At 70.1% G+C, this 17,608-nt stretch carries 16 protein-coding genes; 13 read left to right on the forward strand and 3 right to left on the reverse strand.

Annotated features, from left to right (window positions below; genetic code table 11):
- The 11 genes from ACT01A_RS22365 (at position 1) to ACT01A_RS22415 (ending at position 13,741) form a co-directional block, all read left to right on the forward strand.
- Positions 1–1,554, forward strand: a complete 1,554-nt coding sequence (locus ACT01A_RS22365) for a glutamate synthase subunit beta (protein ID WP_445149318.1) — start codon at positions 1–3, stop codon at positions 1,552–1,554.
- A gap of 296 nt (positions 1,555–1,850) precedes the next feature.
- Positions 1,851–2,777, forward strand: a complete 927-nt coding sequence (locus ACT01A_RS22370) for a fibronectin type III domain-containing protein (protein WP_445149319.1) — start codon at positions 1,851–1,853, stop codon at positions 2,775–2,777.
- A gap of 93 nt (positions 2,778–2,870) precedes the next feature.
- Positions 2,871–4,343, forward strand: a complete 1,473-nt coding sequence (locus ACT01A_RS22375) for a flavin monoamine oxidase family protein (protein ID WP_445149320.1) — start codon at positions 2,871–2,873, stop codon at positions 4,341–4,343.
- Between the two features lie 80 nt (positions 4,344–4,423).
- A complete protein-coding gene (locus ACT01A_RS22380) occupies positions 4,424–5,833 on the forward strand; it encodes a flavin-containing monooxygenase (protein ID WP_445149321.1) in 1,410 nt (469 codons plus the stop codon).
- Positions 5,830–6,423, forward strand: coding sequence for a TetR/AcrR family transcriptional regulator (locus ACT01A_RS22385; RefSeq protein WP_445149322.1), 594 nt, complete (start codon positions 5,830–5,832; stop codon positions 6,421–6,423). The genes ACT01A_RS22380 and ACT01A_RS22385 overlap by 4 nt, the downstream gene beginning before the upstream one ends.
- A gap of 160 nt (positions 6,424–6,583) precedes the next feature.
- Positions 6,584–7,552, forward strand: a complete 969-nt coding sequence (locus ACT01A_RS22390; protein WP_445149323.1) for a hypothetical protein — start codon at positions 6,584–6,586, stop codon at positions 7,550–7,552.
- Positions 7,553–7,628: 76 nt separating this feature from the next.
- Positions 7,629–8,603, forward strand: a complete 975-nt coding sequence (locus ACT01A_RS22395) for a hypothetical protein (protein WP_445149324.1) — start codon at positions 7,629–7,631, stop codon at positions 8,601–8,603.
- Positions 8,600–9,280 (forward strand): hypothetical protein, encoded by a 681-nt coding sequence (locus ACT01A_RS22400; protein WP_445149325.1) that lies wholly within the window; start codon positions 8,600–8,602, stop codon positions 9,278–9,280. Before ACT01A_RS22395 ends, ACT01A_RS22400 begins: the two co-directional genes overlap by 4 nt.
- A gap of 361 nt (positions 9,281–9,641) precedes the next feature.
- Complete coding sequence (locus ACT01A_RS22405) at positions 9,642–10,856, forward strand: RNA polymerase sigma factor (RefSeq protein WP_445149326.1); 1,215 nt, start codon at positions 9,642–9,644, stop codon at positions 10,854–10,856.
- Positions 10,857–10,868: 12 nt separating this feature from the next.
- Positions 10,869–12,974 (forward strand): hypothetical protein, encoded by a 2,106-nt coding sequence (locus ACT01A_RS22410; RefSeq protein WP_445149327.1) that lies wholly within the window; start codon positions 10,869–10,871, stop codon positions 12,972–12,974.
- Positions 12,975–13,324: 350 nt separating this feature from the next.
- Complete coding sequence (locus ACT01A_RS22415; RefSeq protein ID WP_445149328.1) at positions 13,325–13,741, forward strand: hypothetical protein; 417 nt, start codon at positions 13,325–13,327, stop codon at positions 13,739–13,741.
- A gap of 56 nt (positions 13,742–13,797) precedes the next feature.
- Here the strand turns inward: ACT01A_RS22415 and ACT01A_RS22420 are convergent, their stop codons facing one another.
- The 3 genes from ACT01A_RS22420 to ACT01A_RS22430 are packed head-to-tail and all read right to left on the reverse strand — an operon-like array spanning position 13,798 to position 15,530.
- Positions 13,798–14,736, reverse strand: a complete 939-nt coding sequence (locus ACT01A_RS22420; protein WP_445149329.1) for a hypothetical protein — start codon at positions 14,734–14,736, stop codon at positions 13,798–13,800.
- A complete protein-coding gene (locus ACT01A_RS22425; RefSeq protein ID WP_445149330.1) occupies positions 14,733–15,197 on the reverse strand; it encodes an FxsA family protein in 465 nt (154 codons plus the stop codon). The genes ACT01A_RS22420 and ACT01A_RS22425 overlap by 4 nt, the downstream gene beginning before the upstream one ends.
- 45 nt (positions 15,198–15,242) lie before the next feature.
- Positions 15,243–15,530: an STAS domain-containing protein gene (locus ACT01A_RS22430; protein ID WP_445152855.1), complete on the reverse strand. Its 288-nt coding sequence runs from the start codon at positions 15,528–15,530 to the stop codon at positions 15,243–15,245.
- 72 nt (positions 15,531–15,602) lie between these two features.
- Between ACT01A_RS22430 and ACT01A_RS22435 the strand changes: the two genes are divergently transcribed.
- Together ACT01A_RS22435 and ACT01A_RS22440 are read left to right on the forward strand one after the other, a co-directional pair.
- Positions 15,603–15,899 (forward strand): metal-sulfur cluster assembly factor, encoded by a 297-nt coding sequence (locus ACT01A_RS22435; protein ID WP_445149331.1) that lies wholly within the window; start codon positions 15,603–15,605, stop codon positions 15,897–15,899.
- A gap of 23 nt (positions 15,900–15,922) precedes the next feature.
- On the forward strand, positions 15,923–17,608 hold the full coding sequence (locus tag ACT01A_RS22440; RefSeq protein ID WP_445149332.1) for a S8 family peptidase: 1,686 nt from the start codon (positions 15,923–15,925) through the stop codon (positions 17,606–17,608).

Genomic DNA, 17,608 nt, shown 5'->3' on the forward strand with positions numbered 1-17,608 from the left:
ATGGGTGAGCTCGGAGGCTTCCTCAAGATCGACCGCTCCAACATCCCGTACCGGGATGCGGCCGAGCGCGTCGGCGACTTCCAGGAGTTCGTCGTCCAGCGTCCGGATCCGGAGCTGGCGGCCCAGGGCGCGCGTTGCATGGAGTGCGGCGTGCCGTTCTGCCACAACGGCTGCCCGCTCGGGAACCTGATCCCGGACTGGAACGACCTCGTCTACCGTGAGCGCTGGCCGGACGCGATCAAGCAGCTGCACGCCACCAACAACTTCCCGGAGTTCACGGGTCGTCTGTGCCCGGCGCCCTGCGAGGCCGCGTGCGTGCTGGAGATCCGCGAGGGCGACGCGGTCACGATCAAGCAGATCGAGAACTCCATCATCAACCGCGCGTGGGACGAGGGCTGGGTCGTGCCGCAGCCGCCCACGGTGGAGACCGGCCTTTCGGCGGCCGTCGTGGGCGCCGGCCCTGCGGGCATGGCGGCGGCGCAGCAGCTGCGTCGCGCCGGCCATCGCGTGGTCCTGTTCGAGCGCGACGAGGCCGGCGGCGGGCTGATCCGCTTCGGCGTGCCGGACTTCAAGATCGAGAAGTGGGTCATCGAGCGGCGGCTGGACCAGCTGCGTGGCGAGGGCGTCGAGATCCGCTGCGGCGTCGACGTCGGACGCGACATCACGGCCGAGCAGCTGCGCGCGGAGTTCGACGCGGTCGTGCTGACGATCGGCTCGCGCGTGCCGCGCGACCTGCCGGTCCCGGGCCGCGAGTTCGACGGCATCCACCCGGCGATGGACTACCTGTACGTGCGCAACCGCGCGATCGCCGTCGAGCTCGGTCCCGAGCCGACGACGGCTGCGCCGGAGCCGGTCGAGATCACGGCCGCGGGCAAGCATGTTGTCGTCATCGGTGGCGGCGACACGGGTGCCGACTGCGTCGGGCACTCGATCCGCGAGGGCGCGTTGTCGGTGACCCAGCTGGAGCTGCTCCCCGAGCCGCCGACCAACCGCCCGGACGACCGCACGCCGTGGCCGCTGTGGCCGCAGAAGTTCCGCTTGTCCTACGCCATGGAAGAGGCGACGGCGATCGGCAAGGGCGAGCAGGACTACTCGATCGTCACGACGCGCTTCGAGGGCTCCGAGGGGCGCGTGACGTCCCTGCACTACGCGGCCGCCGCGCCGGCGCCGCCGTTCGGTCCCGTCGAGGGCACCGACGGCGAGATGCAGGCCGACCTGGTGCTGTTGGCCATGGGCTTCCTGCATCCGGAGCACGAGGGCATCGTCGAGCAGCTCGGCCTGGACCTCGACCCGCGCGGCAACATCAAGGCCTCCACCTACGCCACGAGCGTCCGCGGCGTCTTCGCCGCCGGCGACGCCCGCCGCGGCCAGTCGCTGATCGTCTGGGCGATCAACGAAGGCCGCCAGGCGGCGCGCATGGCTGATCGGTTCCTGCACGAGCTGGCCGCGGCCGACCGCGAGCCGGTGCTGGTCGGCAACGTCTCGCCGGCGGACGAGGGTCCCGAGGGCCCGCCGTCGCACGCCGATGGTGGCGTGCTGGCCGAAGAGGACTAGAGGGTTCGCGGCGCCCTCGTGGCGCCGCTCGGCCTCGCGCCGGGCTCGGGGCGGGCTGTTCGGGGTCGAATCGTCATGGATCGCATCTAACCCGCGTATATGGCGGGTTAGATGCGATCCGTCGACCGATGGCACATAGCCCGCGCGTATATCGCGGGTCAGGTGCCGCGGACCGCGCGCCACAAAGCGTCCGAACTCGGACGCCGCCCGCCGGCCAGCTCCAGCCCCGCCAACCCGAACCGAACATAGATAGGGCAGGCACTTCGTCGTCCTATCCGCTGGAGCAGGCACTCTTCATGTCGTACAAGTTCCCCGCGGCGCTCGCCGCGGGCGTCGCCGTCCTCGCGATCGGTGCTCCGGTCGCCTCTGCGGCCGTCACCCAGGCGCCGCTGACCATCGCCCAGGCAGGCGACACGGTCTCGTTCACGATCGCCGCGCCGGGCGCGTCGCCGACGCCCGACCGCGTCATCGCGCTGTTCGTCGCGCCTGCCGACAGCGGCAAGACGACGTTCGCCGCCACGATCGCCCAGGGCGTCGGGGCCGGCGCCGCGACGGTCGGAGGCAGCACCGCCGACTGCCAGGTCGTCACCGGCGCCGACGCCCAGTCGTTCGACCTGCTGCAGCCCGAGTACGCCGAGGGCACCGGCTTCACCTGGAAGGTCCCGGCGAGCTTCCTGCCCGCGTCCTTCGACGCCAAGGCCGTCATCTCCGACGACCCCTACGGCCCGGACGGATGTGCGCCCGACGCCCAGCACAACGGCCTGGCCGCCACGCTGGCCGGCGCCACCCGCTGGCCGGCCCCGGTCGTCACGCCGCCCGTCGTCACAACGCCCGCCCCGGCGCCGGCTCCGGCCCCCGCCCCGGTCGTCGCGCCCAAGCCCGTCGCGGACCCCGACAAGGACGGCATCAAGAACGACTGGCTCGTGGGCGGCCAGCCCGTCGCCGCGCCCAAGGCGCCCAAGGCCTCCGGCGTCACCGCGCACGCGGCCACGCTGACGCTGCCCAAGGCGCCCAAGGGCGGGACGATCCGCGTCTTCGTCCGCGTCGCCGGCACCGGCACGTTCAAGGCCGTGACGGCCAAGGTGGACAAGAAGACCGGCAAGGCCACCATCTCGGGCCTCAAGGCCAACAAGCGCTACGAGGTCAAGGTCGTCGCCGTCAACAAGGCCGGCCAGCAGACGCAGGCCTCCAAGGCCGTGGCGGTCAAGACCAAGAAGAAGTAGCACGACGATCCGGGTCACCTCGTGCACCGCATGCGTGCACGAGGTGACCCGCGTCGCTTGCCCGGCCGCCGCGACCGGCGTTAGGGTCGGCCGATGTCCCAGCGTCTCACCCGCCGTCGTCTGATCCAGGTCGGTGCCGCGGGGGCGGCGGCGAGCGCGTTGCCCACCGCGGCGTTCGCGGCGTCGAAGAAGACCAAGAAGGCCGACGTCGCGATCGTCGGCGCCGGGTTCTCCGGCCTGGTCGCCGCGCGCGCCCTCGCGGCGAAGGGCCACAGCGTGGTGGTGCTAGAGGCGCGTGATCGCGTCGGCGGCCGCACCCAGAACGCGTCCATCGCGGGCGGCAAGGCGATCGCCGAGGTCGGCGGCGAGTTCGTCGGGCCGACGCAGGATCGGATCCTCGCGCTGGCCAAGGCGGTGGACGTCGACACGTTCCCCGTCTACAACAAGGGCAACAACGTGTTCATCGCCCGTGGGCAGCGCGCGTTCTACGACGCCACGGTCGGCATCCCGAACGACCCCGAGGTCCAGGCGGGGCTCGGCGCGCTGCTGGAGGTTGACGCGATCGGCAAGGCCGTCGGCGTCGCCGCACCGTGGAAGCACAGCAAGGCCAAGCAGTACGACGCCCAGACGCTCGCGCAGTTCTTGGCCACCAAGAACCTCAGCGCCACCGCGCTCGCCGTCCTCGACGCGGTCTGCGAGGCAATCTGGGGCGCGGACCCCACCGAGCTCAGCCTGCTCTACGTCGCCCAGTACGTCGCGGCGGCCGGCAACGCGAAGACGCCCGGCTCGTTCGTCCGCCTGATCGCGACCGGCGGCGGCGCGCAGGAGCAGCGGATCGTCGGCGGCAGCGTCGTCATCGCCGAGAAGGTCGCGGACAAGCTCGGCTCCCGGATCATCCTGAAGGCGCCGGTCGAGAAGATCAGAGAGCACGACGGCGTTGTGACCATCACCACCCGCGGCGGCCCGACCGTGGTCGCCAAGCGCGCGATCGTCGCGGTCCCGCCGGTGCTCGCCGCGCGCATCGCCTTCGCGCCCGGGTTGCCGTCGTCCAAGAAGACGTTGTTGAAGGCCATGACGCCCGGCTCGCTGACCAAGGTCGAGGCCGTCTACGACACGCCCTTCTGGCGCGAGACCGGCCTCTCCGGCCAGGGCGTCTCCGACACCGGCCTGGCGCGCGTCCCCTATGACAACTCGCCGCCGGACGGCTCGGTCGGCGTGTACTTCTCCTTCATCGGCGGCAAGCGCCACGGCGAGTGGGCCGCGCTCAGCGCCGCCGACCGTCGCGCCCGCGTCCTGGACGACTTCGTCCGCTTCACCGGCGACGAGCGCGCCCGCACACCCTCGGAGTACCTGGAGAAGGACTGGACGACCGAGACCTGGACGCGCGGCTGCCCGGTCGGCCACTTCGCGCCTGGCGTCCTGTCCAAGCACGGCGCCCAGCTGCGCGCCGCGCACGGCCGGATCCACTTCGCCGGCACCGAGACCTCCGACTACTGGCTCGGCTACATGGACGGCGCGGTGCGCGCGGGGGAGCGGGCGGCGCACGAGGTCCACTCCAAGCTCTGAACGCGTGGCGGCGCGGGCGCGGCTCGACACCGTGTCAACTGAAACTTGACGCCCCCGTCATCTTCTGCGACGCTGGCGCCATGTCCGCTGCTGCCGCACCGTCGTCGTCCTCGCTTCCCACCGTCTGCGTCATCGGCGCCGGGTCGTCCGGCATCGCCGCCGCGAAGGCCCTGCACCAGGCCGGGATCCCGTTTGACTGCGTCGAGGCGTCGGACCGCATCGGCGGCAACTGGGTCTTCGGCAACAACAACGGGATGTCGGCCGCCTACCGCGACCTGCACATCAACACGTCGCGCGATCGCATGGCCTACTCGGACTACCCGATGCCGGCCGACTACCCCGACTACCCGCACCACAGCCAGATCGCGGCGTACTTCGAGTCCTACGTCGACCACTTCGGCTTTCGCGACCGGATCCTCTTCAACACGCGCGTCGAGAAGGTCACGCGCGCCGCCGACGGCGTCTACACAGTGGCCTACGCCGACGGCGACACCCGCGAGTACGACGTCGTCCTCGTCGCCAACGGCCACCACTGGGACGCGCGCTGGCCGGAGCCCGCCTTCCCCGGCGCCGAGAGCTTCAAGGGCACGCAGCTGCACGCCCACCAGTACGTCGACCCCTCCATCTTCGAGGGCAAGAACGTGGTCGTGCTCGGCATGGGCAACTCGGCGATGGACATCGCGGTCGAGTCCTCCTACGTCTCCGGCAACACGTTCTTGGCCGCGCGTCGCGGGGCCTGGATCGTTCCCAAGTACCTCTTCGGCCGCCCGACCGACCACTTCAAGAACGATCCGCGGATCCCGTTCAAGCTGCGCCAGAAGGTGATGGAGAAGCTGATGCGCTTGCACACCGGGGACATCACCAAGTACGGCCTGCCCAAGCCCGACCACGAGTTCGGCGAGGCGCATCCGACGGTCTCCGGCCGCATCCTGGACCGCATCCAGCACGGCCGCGTCAAGCCCAAGCCCAACATCAAGGCCTTGGACGGCGACCACGTGGAGTTCGTCGACGGCACCCGCGAGCCGGTCGACGTGGTGGTCTACTGCACGGGCTACAAGATCTCGTTCCCGTTCTTCGACGATGACTTCATCGCGGCGCCCGACAACCACATCGAGCTGTTCCGCCGGGTCTTCCACCCCAAGTACTCCGACCTCGGGTTCATCGGCCTGCTGCAGCCGCTCGGCTCGGTGATGCCGCTGGCCGAGGCGCAGGGCGTCTGGGTGGCCGAGTACCTGCGCGGCCGTTACGCGCTCCCGACGCCGACCGACCTGGCCGCCGACATCCGCGAGGATCAGCAGTCCATGCACAAGCGCTACGTCGCGTCCAAGCGCCACACGATCCAGGTCGACTTCGAGGACTACCTTTGGCGCCTGGACAAGGAGCGCAAGGCCGGCGCCGAGCGCGCCCAGGCGCGCGGGTTCGCGCTGCCGGTCCCGCACCGCGCCAAGGACGCTCCGCGGACCGCCGGTGGCGCGGCGGTGGCGGCGTGATCACGGGCAAGCGCGAGCGCACCAAGGCCGCCAACCGCGCCGCGATCCTGCAGGCCGCGCGCGAGGTGTTCGCCGACATCGGCTACGGCGCGGCGACGATCCGCGACATCGTCCGGCGCACCGACCTGGCTACGGGCACCTTCTACAACTACTTCCCCGACAAGGAGTCGGTGCTGACCGCGCTCCTGGACGAGACCGCGGGGGAGGCTCGCATGCGCGTGCAGGCGGCGCGGCGCCAGGGCACGACGCTGGAGGCGTTCGTCCGCGACGGCTTCGAGGCCTACTTCGACTTCCTGCTCGAGGATCGCGAGACCTCCGAGCTGCTCTCGCGCAACGCCGGAACGATCCGCGCGCTCTTCCAGGAGCCGTCGCTGGTCGCGGGCGTCGAGGAGCTGGCCGAGGACCTGCGCGCCGGCGTCGTCGCCGGGCTCATCCCCGACCACGACGTCGAGTACATGGCGGCGTCGATGGTCGGCGCGGCGTTCGAGATCGGCTCGCGCATGCTCGAGCACGAAAACCCGGATCCCGCGCGCGCGACCGAGTTCATCTCGAACCTGTTCATCGCCGGTCTCAAAGCCGCCCGCATCTAGGTACAGCGCAACCCCTGTTGCGCGGACGCCGCACCGCAACTTCCAAGGTGGCTAGGCTGTCTTGGTCTTCGAGGCGCCCCACCCGCAGTTCGTGCCGTCCGGGCGCCCGCCGACACTAAGACCCGTCCCCGACGCCGACAAAGGAGCACTCCGCATTCCGATGCGACGTCTCGCTCGCACTTCCCTGCTCGTCATCGCCCTGACCGCGCTCGTGGTTCCCTCGAGCGCCTCCGCTGCCACCACCGTTGGTGTGTCGGATCAGCAGGCGAGCACGTTCACCAACCCGCTCTTCGCGCCGTTGAAGTTGAAGGTCGCGCGCTACATCGCGCCCTATGACGTCACGAGCGAGCCCAAGCAGAAGGCTGACTTCGAGGCCTGGCTGAAGGCCGCCAAGTCGGCCAAGCAGACGATCCTGATCTCGTTCGAGCACTCGCGGACGTCCACGAAGTACAACAAGGCCCCGAGCGTCTCGACGTACACCAAGGCCTTGACCGCGTTCAAGAAGAAGTACGGCAAGTCGTTCGACATCACGCCGTGGAACGAGGTCAACGTCTGCCAGGCCTCGGGCCGGCAGGAGGGCCAGCCGTCGAAGATCTGCAAGTCGGCGACCGGGCCCAAGCTCGTCGCCCAGTACTACTCGGCTGCCAAGAAGGTCTTCTCGGGCCGCAAGGTCACGGCGATCGACATCCTCGACGGGTTCAACGTGGGCGGCGCGGTCAGCTACCTGCGCAAGTTCAAGAAGTACGTCAAGGGCACGCCCAAGTACTGGGGCATCCACAACTACAGCGACACCAACCGCGGCTCCACCTCGCGGACCTCGCGCCTGATCAAGGAGATCGGGAACAAGAAGGCTGAGGTCTGGCTGACGGAGACCGGGGGCCAGCTGCGGCTGCGCGGCGTCTACGCCGGCGGCTCGGAGGCCGCGGCCGAGACGAAGGCCGCGACCGCGCTGAAGTGCATGTTCTCGATGCCGAAGAAGTACAAGCAGATCAAGCGCCTGTACGTGTACCAGTTCAACGGCGCGCCGGTTGCGAACGACTTCGACGCCGGCCTGATCAACGTCGACAACACGATCCGCAAGGGCTACACGGTCGTGCAGAAGCGCCAGTCGGCCACCTGCCACGCGTAAGTCCGCCGTCACTCCGTGACGCAGTTGCGAAGGGCGCCCAAGCGGGCGCCCTTCGTCGTTCGTAGACTGGGGTGCGATGCCCACCTTCTGCCGCCACAACCGGCTCGTCGAGAACTGCCCGATTTGCTCGAAGAAGTCGCGCGTCGAGTCGTCGCCGGCGTCGCGCGTCGAGCGGCGTCCGTCGCGGGCGGAGTCGGCCGGTGGCCGGGCGCGCGCACCGCGCAAGTCGGTCTCGTCCGGGATGACGGTGCGGCGGATGGCGCGAGCGGCCGACGACGGCTACGAGCACGACCTGGTGCCGGGCCTGCGGTCCTCAGAGGACGCGGCGCGGCTGGCCGACGAGCTGGCGTTCAGCGCCGCGCGGGTGCGCGAGCTGTCGTCTGCGCCTCCCGGCCTCTACGCCGAGGTGGCGGGCGCAGAGGACCGTGAGGAAGCGGCGTGGCTGACGTTCTTGATCGCCTTCCTGTCGCCGCTGGCCGGGGACGACCCGTGGGCGGGCATCTCGGCCGTGCGCACGTCGTGGGCCTCGGGCGAGGTGCCGTCTCTTGAGGATGTCGCGGTCGGTCCGCGCAGCGCCTACGAGGCGCGCCGGGGCAACGCCGCGCTGGGCGCCTACCGCGCCTGGGCCGAGCGCTTGGGCGGCCAGATCCCGGCGCTCGCGGGCGAGGAGTCTTGGACGTTGCAGCACCGCTACGACCGCGCGTTCGAGCGGCTCGGCCTGCCGGGCTTCGGGCGCGCTCAGCGGATGGAGTTCCTGGTGTTGGCGCATCACCTCGGCCTGGTCGAGCTCGACCCGTGGACCCTGCACCTGAGCGCCGCGTCGCCGACCGACCCGGTCGGGATCGCGGCCAAGCGGATCCTCGGCATCGGCGACCCGGTCCTGCTCCAGCGGCGCCAGCGTGAGCTGACGCACGGGGCGGGCGTGCCGGTCGAGGCGCTGGACCTCGCGCTTTACAACTGGTCGTCGGGCGGCGAGCGCTACACCGCGGGCTCGGCGGCGGTGGTCGACGACGAGGAGCGCGCACGGATCGCGCGGGCCCTGGGGCTTTGACCCGGCGCATCGGTTTCACCGCGCTCGCGGTTTGCGCGGTTTGCTCGGTCGCCGCCGGGTGCGGGTCTCAGAAGACGCAGAACCCGGCCACCGCGCCGACGGTCTCGCTGTGGGTCAACGCGACCACGCAGGACTACCGGCAGGTCGCGGCGGGGGCGAAGCTGGCGCTCGCTGAGGCCGAGGGGCGCGCGGGCACGTTCCGCGTCAACTACGCGGGGCGTCAGGTCAGCGGCGATCCGGCGCTGGCGACCAAGGACGCGCTGAACAACGCGCGGACGTCGCTGAGGGACACGCAGGTCAGCGCGGTCGTCACGGCGTTGGGCGACGAGCAGGCCAAGTCGGCGATCACGCTGCTGAACTCCGCCGGGATCTCGGCGGTGGCGTTGGGCGACGGCGCGCTGAAGGCGTTGACCTGCGACGCCGCGAGCGACGTCAACCCCTCGGGGCATCCGACCACGATCGTGGTCGAGGACGCGCCGGTGCCGGGATCGTTCCGCACCACCTTCCAGGACCGCCTCGGCTTCGCGCCGACGAGCGACGCCTACCGGTCCTATCAAGGCGTCAAGTCGGTGCTGTCGTCGCTGGCCGCGCGGGGCGTGGCGACGGATGACACACCGCCGCGGCTGGACCGCGAGGCGCTCGCCGCGCAGCTGACCGCGGCGCACGGCGGCTGCTGAACACGCTCGCCCTGCGCGGGCGATCTGGACAGATCCTGGACGGTGTCCGCGCGCCATGCTACGGGACGGTATAGCGCTAAAGGATCTCTTCTTAATCCGCACCTAGCGGCATTTCGCGTGGCGATCGTCACGTGGCCGGTGCGGATTGGGTCCTCCGGCGGACCCGTTGTGCGTGCGTTGCCGGCTGTGGGGTTGATGCGTTCGGTTTAGGTCTGGGTGCTTGCTCGCGATTACCAGGTGGCAACCCTCACCGATGTACGAACGTCCTTGTTCGGACCACTCATCGATCGAGGGGGGCGAGAAACCGGGCGCCGCGCCCTAGGCACGGCGACAGAGCAGCAGACCCCACGGCTGGGACTAGATGAACGACCTCGCACCGCCCGAGCACGACGCTCGGGTGCGGCTCACCGACGATCAAGCGCAGGAGCTCGTGCTCCGCACCCTCGCCACGCAGAGCGAGTCGCTTTTGCGCACCGCGCATCGGCACAGCCTCTGCGCCGACGACGCGCACGACGCCTTCCAGCGCAGCATGGAGATCTTCCTGCGCCGCGCGCGCACGCTGGACCCCGAGTCGGCGCATCGCTGGCTGCATGTTGTCGTCAAACACGAAGCGATGGAGGTCCGGCGTGCGCGCATCGCGGCGGTCGGCTACGAGGAGGTCGACTTCGACCGTCAGTCCTCGCCGCACGCGCCGTCGCCCGAGGAGCAGGTCCTCGGCGCCGAGCGCACGCGCCGGGCGACCGAGGCGCTGAAGCGGCTCAAGCCGCAAGAGCTGCGCGCGATGTGGCTGAAGGCCAGCGGCCACAGCTACGCGGAGATCGGCGCGGTCACCGGGTTCAGCGCCACAAAAGTCAACCGCTCGTTGACCGAGGGTCGCCGCCGCTTCTTCGATCGCTTCGAAGGCATCGAGTCCGGCGTCGAGTGCGAGCGCTGGCGGCCGGTCCTGACCGCGATCGCCGAGGGCAAGGCGACCGCCGAGCAAATCACCGACGCCCGCCCGCACCTGCGCAATTGCCCGGCCTGCCGCGCGCAGCTGCGTGGCCTGCACCGGCGCCCCTTCGCGGCCGTCCTTCCGCTCGGTTTGCTCGGGACGCTCAGCCGTCTCGCGGAGCGGCTGCTGCCGGGCGGCGCCGCTGGCGACGCTGCCGCGAGCGCCGCGAGCGGCACGAAGCTCGCGGCTTTGCTGGCGACCGGCGCGGCCGCAACCGCTGGCGGCGGCTTCGTGGTGGCGCAGGAGACGGCGGGCACGGGCCAACACACGCCACGTGCCCACACGACAACCGCCGTCGCGACGCCCGCTGCTTCACCCGTGGCGACCACGGTGACCGCAGCCGCCGCGGTGTCCCACACCGCCGCTCGCACGACCCGCACGACGCCACGGCCGGCGCGCAAGCACCTCACCGCGCGCCGCCACGCCTCAAAGCCCTCCCACATCGAGTTCGCACCCCGCGGCACCGAGCCATCGAGCCCACCGCCGACCAACCGCCCCGTCGCCCACGCCGCGACGCCGCGCCAGCTCCCCCGCCAGCCCACCACCCCCGACTCCACCCACGGCGAGTTCTCGCCCCAGCCCTAAGAAAGGAACCCATTGCCTCCCTTCACCCACTCCTGCCGCGCCGCCCTAGCCGCCCTCGGCACCCTCCTCGCCCTTTCCCTAGCCCTTCCGACTCCATCCAAAGCCACCGGCACCTACATCCACCGCAGCTGCATCACCGGCACGGACATCTCCGACGGCCCTCTTGGCTGGCAGCCCTTCTCCTACGCCATTCCGGGCAGCCAGACCATGATGCGCTGCGCCGACGACGGCAGCCTCTACGCCGAGATGCTCACCTACGGCAGCGTGCCCGCAGGCAAAGACGCCGGCTGGACCTACCACGCGCCCACCGGCACCACCATCTCCCGGATCACCGGATCCATCGCGGGCTGGACAAGCCCATGGAGCGGCAGCCAGGGGCTCATTCAGGTGCTCGATGAAACGAGCGTCAAGCTCGAACTGACGGGGTTGATTCAGCAGCAATATCCGAGCACACTCGACCTCGATCATCTCGGCGCATCGAAGGTCACTTTCCGCGCGATTTGCGATCCGATCGGAACAGCATGCCCCAACAACGTTGCGTGGGCGGCGTTGTACCAACCGGAGCTGTACCTCGCCGACGACGCACCACCGGTGGTTGGTTTTCGAAGCGGAAGTTTCGTGACCGATCAGACACTCGTCGGCGATGAACGTCTGAACTTCTCGGCCACGGATGCTGGCGGCGGCGTCGCACGCTTGCGCCTCTACGTGGACGGCCAGCCGACGTCGGTTGATCATGTCATCGATGAGAACGAAGGCCGGTGTGTCCCGTCGGACACACTCGCTGGTGTCTGGGTCTTCTCCGTCCCACGCCCTTGTCCAGTATCGGTCAGTGGTAATGAGGTGATCGACACCACCAGGATCGCTGATGGCTCTCACACGCTGACGGTCAAGGTGGCCGACACAGCGCAGCAAGAGACGACCGTTTGGAGCGGAACGTACCTGGTGGCTAACCGTCCGCCATTCAATGCGCGGCTACCGCTCTTTGCCGACAACTCTGTGGTCACGAATGCGCTTGTCGGCAGCGCGATCGAGGCGGTAAATGATGGCACCTGGACGGGGCCGAATCTCACCGTGACTCGCAATTGGGCTCGTTGCCAGGCCGACGGCTCGGATCCGTGCGTGACGATCCCGGGTGCGACGGGACTCACGTATACGCCGAGCACGGCAGATGTCGGCCATCGCTTGCGGCTGTTGGTGACTGCGCTCAACGTGGCAGGCGCGGTGACGGTCGCCTCTCGTCCGACCGGCATCGTTACCTCGCGCAACGGTGGCGGTGGCTCGACGTCTGACCCGACGCCCGATCCCGATCCCGATCCAACTGCTGATCCGGACCCCGACCCGACGCCGGGTGGCGGCGGAGGCGGAGCGCCGTCGGGCTCGTCCGCGACGAACAACACCACCCTGCCGCCGGCGCCGCTGCCGGTCGCGCCGTTTCCCGTTGCGACGGCGCATGCGCTGGTTGGGCATGTCGTGGGGGAGGCGAGTGGGGTTGGTTGCCCGCAGGACAAGGCGACGCTGAAGTTCCAGCACGGTGCCGTGAAGCTTGGCTACGGACGGACGTCGACCGCGCAGCTACAGCTGATGTGCACCAACAACGGTAAGGCGATTGAAAGGGCGAGGCTGGATGTGGTCACGCGGGTCGGTTCGCGGCCGGCGGTGGCTAGCAGCGTGACGACGGATGGGGCTGGACGTGCGCTCGTTCGGCTGGCGGCGGGGCCTGGGCGGGCGATTGTGGTCGGGTACCGGATGTATGCGGATGACCCCGTCGCACGGGCGACCGCTGCGTTGAAGGTGTCGGTCAACGGGCGGATCAGCCTGCGGGGCGACCACCGCAAGCTTCGCAATGGCAAGGCCTTGCGGCTGCGTGGTCGTCTGCTCGGCGGCTACGTGCCACGGCGCGGCGTCACGCTGACGGTGCAGTGGAAGGACCACAACCGCTGGCGTCCGTTCGCGCAGATCAAGACCACCAAGAAGGGCAGCTTCTCCTACGCCTACCGGTTCACGCGCACGAACCGGCCAATCACGTACACCTTGCGTGTGCAGGCCACGAAGGGGCAGCTCGACTACCCGTTCTTGCCCGTCGCATCCAACCCGGTGAAGGTGACCGTCATGCCCTGATGCCTGATTTGGGCCCAGCATCGCTCGCGCATGACCGAGCCTCCGTCGCCTCGTGCGGCGGGGGTTCGCGCCATGCTCCCCGCGCGCTCGTCGTCCTCCGTCCGAGCACCGAGGGTGAGACCTTCTAAGACGCTGAGCGTCGCTGATTCGGGGGCGAACACTGTGGTGGTCGGTGCTTTGCAGTGGGACCTGCGGAATTCGTTTTCCCCAAAGTGCAGGAACTTCCGTGAAGCCCTACGAAATCAAGGGGTTTGCCGTCCGGTGGGGGGTCTACTTTGGCGTCGTCCAGTCCTCGAGCGCCGGGAGCTCCCATGGCCCTCTGCTTCATCGAACCCCACGACGCAATTCGCGTGATCGCAGAGTCCGTCGGCCGAGAGGCCCGCCGGCAGCTGCTTGGCGAGCTCGTCCGTGCGTGGGTCGACGAGATCCCCGAGCGCGAGTTGGACACGCACTACGCCAAGGCCGTCGCGGATCTCGATGAGCACGATCTCTCGATGCTTGCCGCCTGGCACGCCTCGTTGGAGGTCGGCCAGCCGATTGCCAACCGCGACTTCCTCATGAACGTCTTCCCGACGCTCGGCGAGAACCGTCGCGAGGCGCTGAAGATCGCCGCCGGGTTCCGCGGCGAAGAAGCGTTCGACGCCGGCGTTGCGGAAGAGCAAGCCCTGGAGACCGTCCTGCCGCGCCTGTCGCGCGAGCGGTCGGTGGAGCTGGCGCAGGAGTGCGTCGAGCTCTACCTCTGGGACCGGCTCGGCTCCGACAACTAACCGCACCGCGCGGCGAGAGAGCCGGCGCGCGCGGGGAGCAAGGCGCCAGCGCGCCCCTACCCGTCCTCGTTGCGCCGCAGGATGTCGTAGCGCCCCACGCCGCTGCGCCCCTCCATGCGCCACGTGAAGAACGCGCAGTCGAGGCGCAGGCGGCCCAGATCCAGCGTGGTTCCGCAGGCGACCTCACCGGCGGCGCGGCGGGCGTAGGGGGCCTCGTCGGTCTCGTAGAGCTCGAGGCCGGTGTGGCGCTGGCGGCCTTCGCTGTCGTAGGTCGTCGAGATGCGCGGGTCGGCGACGACCAGCGATGTCGGCGAGTCGGTCTCGCCGTCGCGCCCCAGCAACACCGCGTGGATCGCCTCGTCCGCGTGTGACGAGGCCTTCGCGCCGCGGATGGCGGTCAGCGTGATGCCGGCGTCGCCCTCCAGCCAGACGCCTACCGTGCGCGCCAAGGCGAGCTTGTCCCAGTCCGGCGCGCCCCACGAGTGACCGCGCTGGCCCCGGCCGGAGAACGTGCGCTGCACCCCGCCGACGGTCACCGTCCCGGTCACCTTCACGAGCTGGTCGTAGCCCTCCATGCCACCCAACTTGCCCGCGGGCGTGTCGGGGCTCAAGGATGCCGGCACCGACACGGCCTCGACGTCGAGCAGGAACCCGTGCGCCCCGTCCTCGTCGTCGTAGTGAAAGCGCCACGCGCGCAGCGGATCGACGACCTCGGTCCAGACGCCCGCCGCCTCGGCCTCGCCCCAACCGACGCCCTCGCCCTCAGGCACGCCGCCCTCGGCGCGCACCGACACCGGCGTGCCGCCCGCGAACAGGATCGCCAGACCGCTGGTGACGACCTCGCCGTCGGCGTCCAGCGCGCGGCCGATCCGGGCGACGCCGCAGACGTCGGCCTCCGCGTCAGAGAACGCGAGCGTTACCGCGTCGCTCTGGCCGCGGGACAGCTTGCGGGGAGCCTCGCGTGTGGCGGCGGCGTCGTTGGCGTCGGTCGTCAAGGAAGTCTCCTGGGGTCGATCTCGGTCGCGGTGCCCTCGACGTCTGCGCCCGGCTGTGGCTCGCGCGCGCTCCCGCTCACCCGCACGCCCGGAATCGCACCGAACAGCTTGAAGCCGAAACGGCGGACGATCAGGCGGCGGATCACCGCGCGGGTCGGCGGCAGCAGGAGCAACGCCCCGAAGATGTCGCTACAGAAGCCGGGCGTCAGCAGGAACGCGCCGCCGAAGATCACCAACACGCCGTCGACGACCTCGCGGGCGGGAACGCGCCCCTCGGAGAGCGCGAGCTGGAACCGCCGCCACGCCGCTCGGCCTTGCGACCGCATCAGCAGGGTGCCGAGGATCGAGTCGACGATCAGCAGCACGATCGTCCAGACCGCGCCGATCGCCTGGCCGACCTGGATGATCACGTAGATCTCGAGGATCGGGACGACGATGAACAGCAGGAGCAGGAAGGGCATCCGGCTCCGAAGGCTACGCGGTCGCGCGTGGATGGCGGTCGAGGCCTACGCCGGCGTCGGCGTGGGGTCCAGGATCACGTTCGAGAGCCGGTGCAGGCCGACCAACTCGATGAGGCGGTGGATCTGCGGCTGGGCGCCGCTGATGCGCAGCTGGCCGTCGCGCTGGCGCAGGCGCCGGGCGACCATGGCCAGATCGACGATCAGGGACGGATCGGCAAAGACCAGCTCATGCAGGTCGACGAGCACGGTCCCCCCGGCATGCAGCGCTCGCGACAGCGCGGGCCGTCGGAGGCTCTGGGTGGACCGATCCTCGTCACCCGCACAGCGGATCACCGGGGGGTGTTCGCTGAACGAGACGATGGTGTCCCGGAACCTACCCAACCTTCGGGGCTAGACTCAAGGGCTATGCCCTCCGTCGAGGATGTTGAAGCCGCTCTCACCAACGTGATCGACCCGGAACTCGGGCTCGATTTCGTCGAGCTCGGGCTCATCTATGGAGTCGAGGTCTCAGGCGGCGACGTCCACGTGACGTTCTCGCTGACCTCCCCGGGCTGCCCGATCGGACCCCAGGTTTCCGAGCAGATCGAGGAGTTCGTGACCGAGCTCGACGGCGTGAGCTCCGTCGAGTCCACCATGACGTTCACCCCGCCGTGGACGCCGGACAGGATGTCCGAAGACGCGAAGTTTGCGCTGGGCTACTGAGCCCGGTCTCTTCACTAGTTCTTATGCGACGGTCGGCGCTCGCAGCGGCGACCGTCGGGCTCGTGGCGTGTGCCGCGGCGCCGGTGGTCGCGCGCGCTGACGAGACGGCGAGCGCAACGACCACGGGCCGGCTGTTGGTGACGCTCAAGCCGCCCGCGCCCGGCAAGGCCAGCGCGTCGGCAGCGCGGGTCGCGCGAGCGGTTGCGGCCAGGGCGGGCGCGACGACCAAGCTCACGATTCCCAAGCTGCGCGCGGCAGCCATCAAGCCGCGCGCGGGGGAGACGCTCGCGGCGTTGGAGCGGCGGCTCGAAGCGGATCCGCGCGTGGCAGACGTGCACGTCGAGCGCCGGTTCGCGCTGCGGTCGGTCCCCAACGATCCCGCCTTCACCACCGCCGACCGCGGCGAGGAGGGCACCGTCCTCGAGTGGTGGGCCGCGCGCGAGAACCTTCCGGCTGCCTGGGACCTTGCGTCCGGCGACGGTGCCAAGGTCGCCGTCATCGACACCGGCGTCGACGGCGCGCACCCCGAGTTGGCCAACAAGATCGTGGCTGCCGGGGACTTCGACGACAACCTGGGCGCCGGTCCGCCGACCGTCGACGAGGACGGCCACGGCACACATGTCGCGTCGCTGGCATGCGCGCAACCCAACAACACCCAGGGCCTCGCGGGCGCCGGCCTCGGCTGCAGCCTGCTGATCGCCAAGTCCGACCTCACCGAGGGCTCCGTCGCGCGCGCCCTGATCTGGGCCGCCGACAACGGCGCCGAGGCCATCAACATGTCCTTTGGCACCGACGGCCGCTACGCCGCTGCGGCCGTCATCGTCCAGGCGCTCCATTACGCCAACGACAAGGGCGCCGTCCTCGTCGCGGCCGCTGCCGACAACGCGACCGCGCGCAACCCGGTCCTCGAGCAGGGCGACCCCGCCAACGTGCTCCAGCCGACCGACACCGGCAGCGACATCAACAACAACTTCGGCCTCAGCGTCACCGCCGTGTCCGCCGCCGACACGCGGGCGACCTTCGCGGGCCGCGGCACCCAGATCTCACTCGCCGCCTACGGCACGTACGGCACCGGCGGCTCCAACGGGCTGCTCGGCGCGTTCCCGTCCCAGACCACCAACTTGGAGCGCGGCGACAAGGCCAAGGAGATCGCTCCCTGCCGCTGCCGCACCACCGTCGGCAACGACAACCGCTATGCCTACCTGCCGGGGACGTCGATGTCCGCGCCGCAGGTCGCAGGCGTCGCCGCGCTGATGCGCCACCTCAACCCGGATCTACCGCCCGCCGACATCGTCCGGATCCTCAAGCAGACCGCACGCCGCCCGGCCAACATGGCGTGGAGCCCGGAGGTCGGCTGGGGAATCCTCGACGCGGGCTCCGCGGTGTCGGCCGCCCGCAGCGTCGATGCGCACCCGCCGCGGTCGCAATTGCAGCGCCCGAAGGTCACCGGCCGCTCGATCTTGTTGAAGTGGAAGGGTGACGATGACGCCGTCGCGGGCGTCGTCGCGTCGGGGATCGACAAGTTCGAGGTCTGGCGCCAGGTGGCGGGGCACAAGGCGCAGAAGATCAAGACGACGCGGGCGCACACGTTCCGGCTGCGGGGCGTGCGGGGGCGGCTGTATCGCTTCTACACGATCGCCATTGACCACGCGGGGAACCGGGAGGCGCCGCCGGCGCGGGCGGATGCTTCGGTGAGGGTGGCGCGGTAG

This window comes from Baekduia sp. Peel2402, from assembly GCF_052567285.1.

Coding starts and splice junctions, on each gene's coding strand:
- ACT01A_RS22435 (WP_445149331.1), top strand. CDS start 15,603: ATGCCCTCCGTCGAGGATGTTGAAGCCGCTCTCACCAACGTGATCGAC.
- ACT01A_RS22365 (WP_445149318.1), top strand. CDS start 1: ATGGGTGAGCTCGGAGGCTTCCTCAAGATCGACCGCTCCAACATCCCG.
- ACT01A_RS22380 (WP_445149321.1), top strand. CDS start 4,424: ATGTCCGCTGCTGCCGCACCGTCGTCGTCCTCGCTTCCCACCGTCTGC.
- ACT01A_RS22425 (WP_445149330.1), bottom strand. CDS start 15,197: ATGCCCTTCCTGCTCCTGCTGTTCATCGTCGTCCCGATCCTCGAGATC.
- ACT01A_RS22405 (WP_445149326.1), top strand. CDS start 9,642: ATGAACGACCTCGCACCGCCCGAGCACGACGCTCGGGTGCGGCTCACC.
- ACT01A_RS22375 (WP_445149320.1), top strand. CDS start 2,871: ATGTCCCAGCGTCTCACCCGCCGTCGTCTGATCCAGGTCGGTGCCGCG.
- ACT01A_RS22370 (WP_445149319.1), top strand. CDS start 1,851: ATGTCGTACAAGTTCCCCGCGGCGCTCGCCGCGGGCGTCGCCGTCCTC.
- ACT01A_RS22390 (WP_445149323.1), top strand. CDS start 6,584: ATGCGACGTCTCGCTCGCACTTCCCTGCTCGTCATCGCCCTGACCGCG.
- ACT01A_RS22440 (WP_445149332.1), top strand. CDS start 15,923: ATGCGACGGTCGGCGCTCGCAGCGGCGACCGTCGGGCTCGTGGCGTGT.
- ACT01A_RS22395 (WP_445149324.1), top strand. CDS start 7,629: ATGCCCACCTTCTGCCGCCACAACCGGCTCGTCGAGAACTGCCCGATT.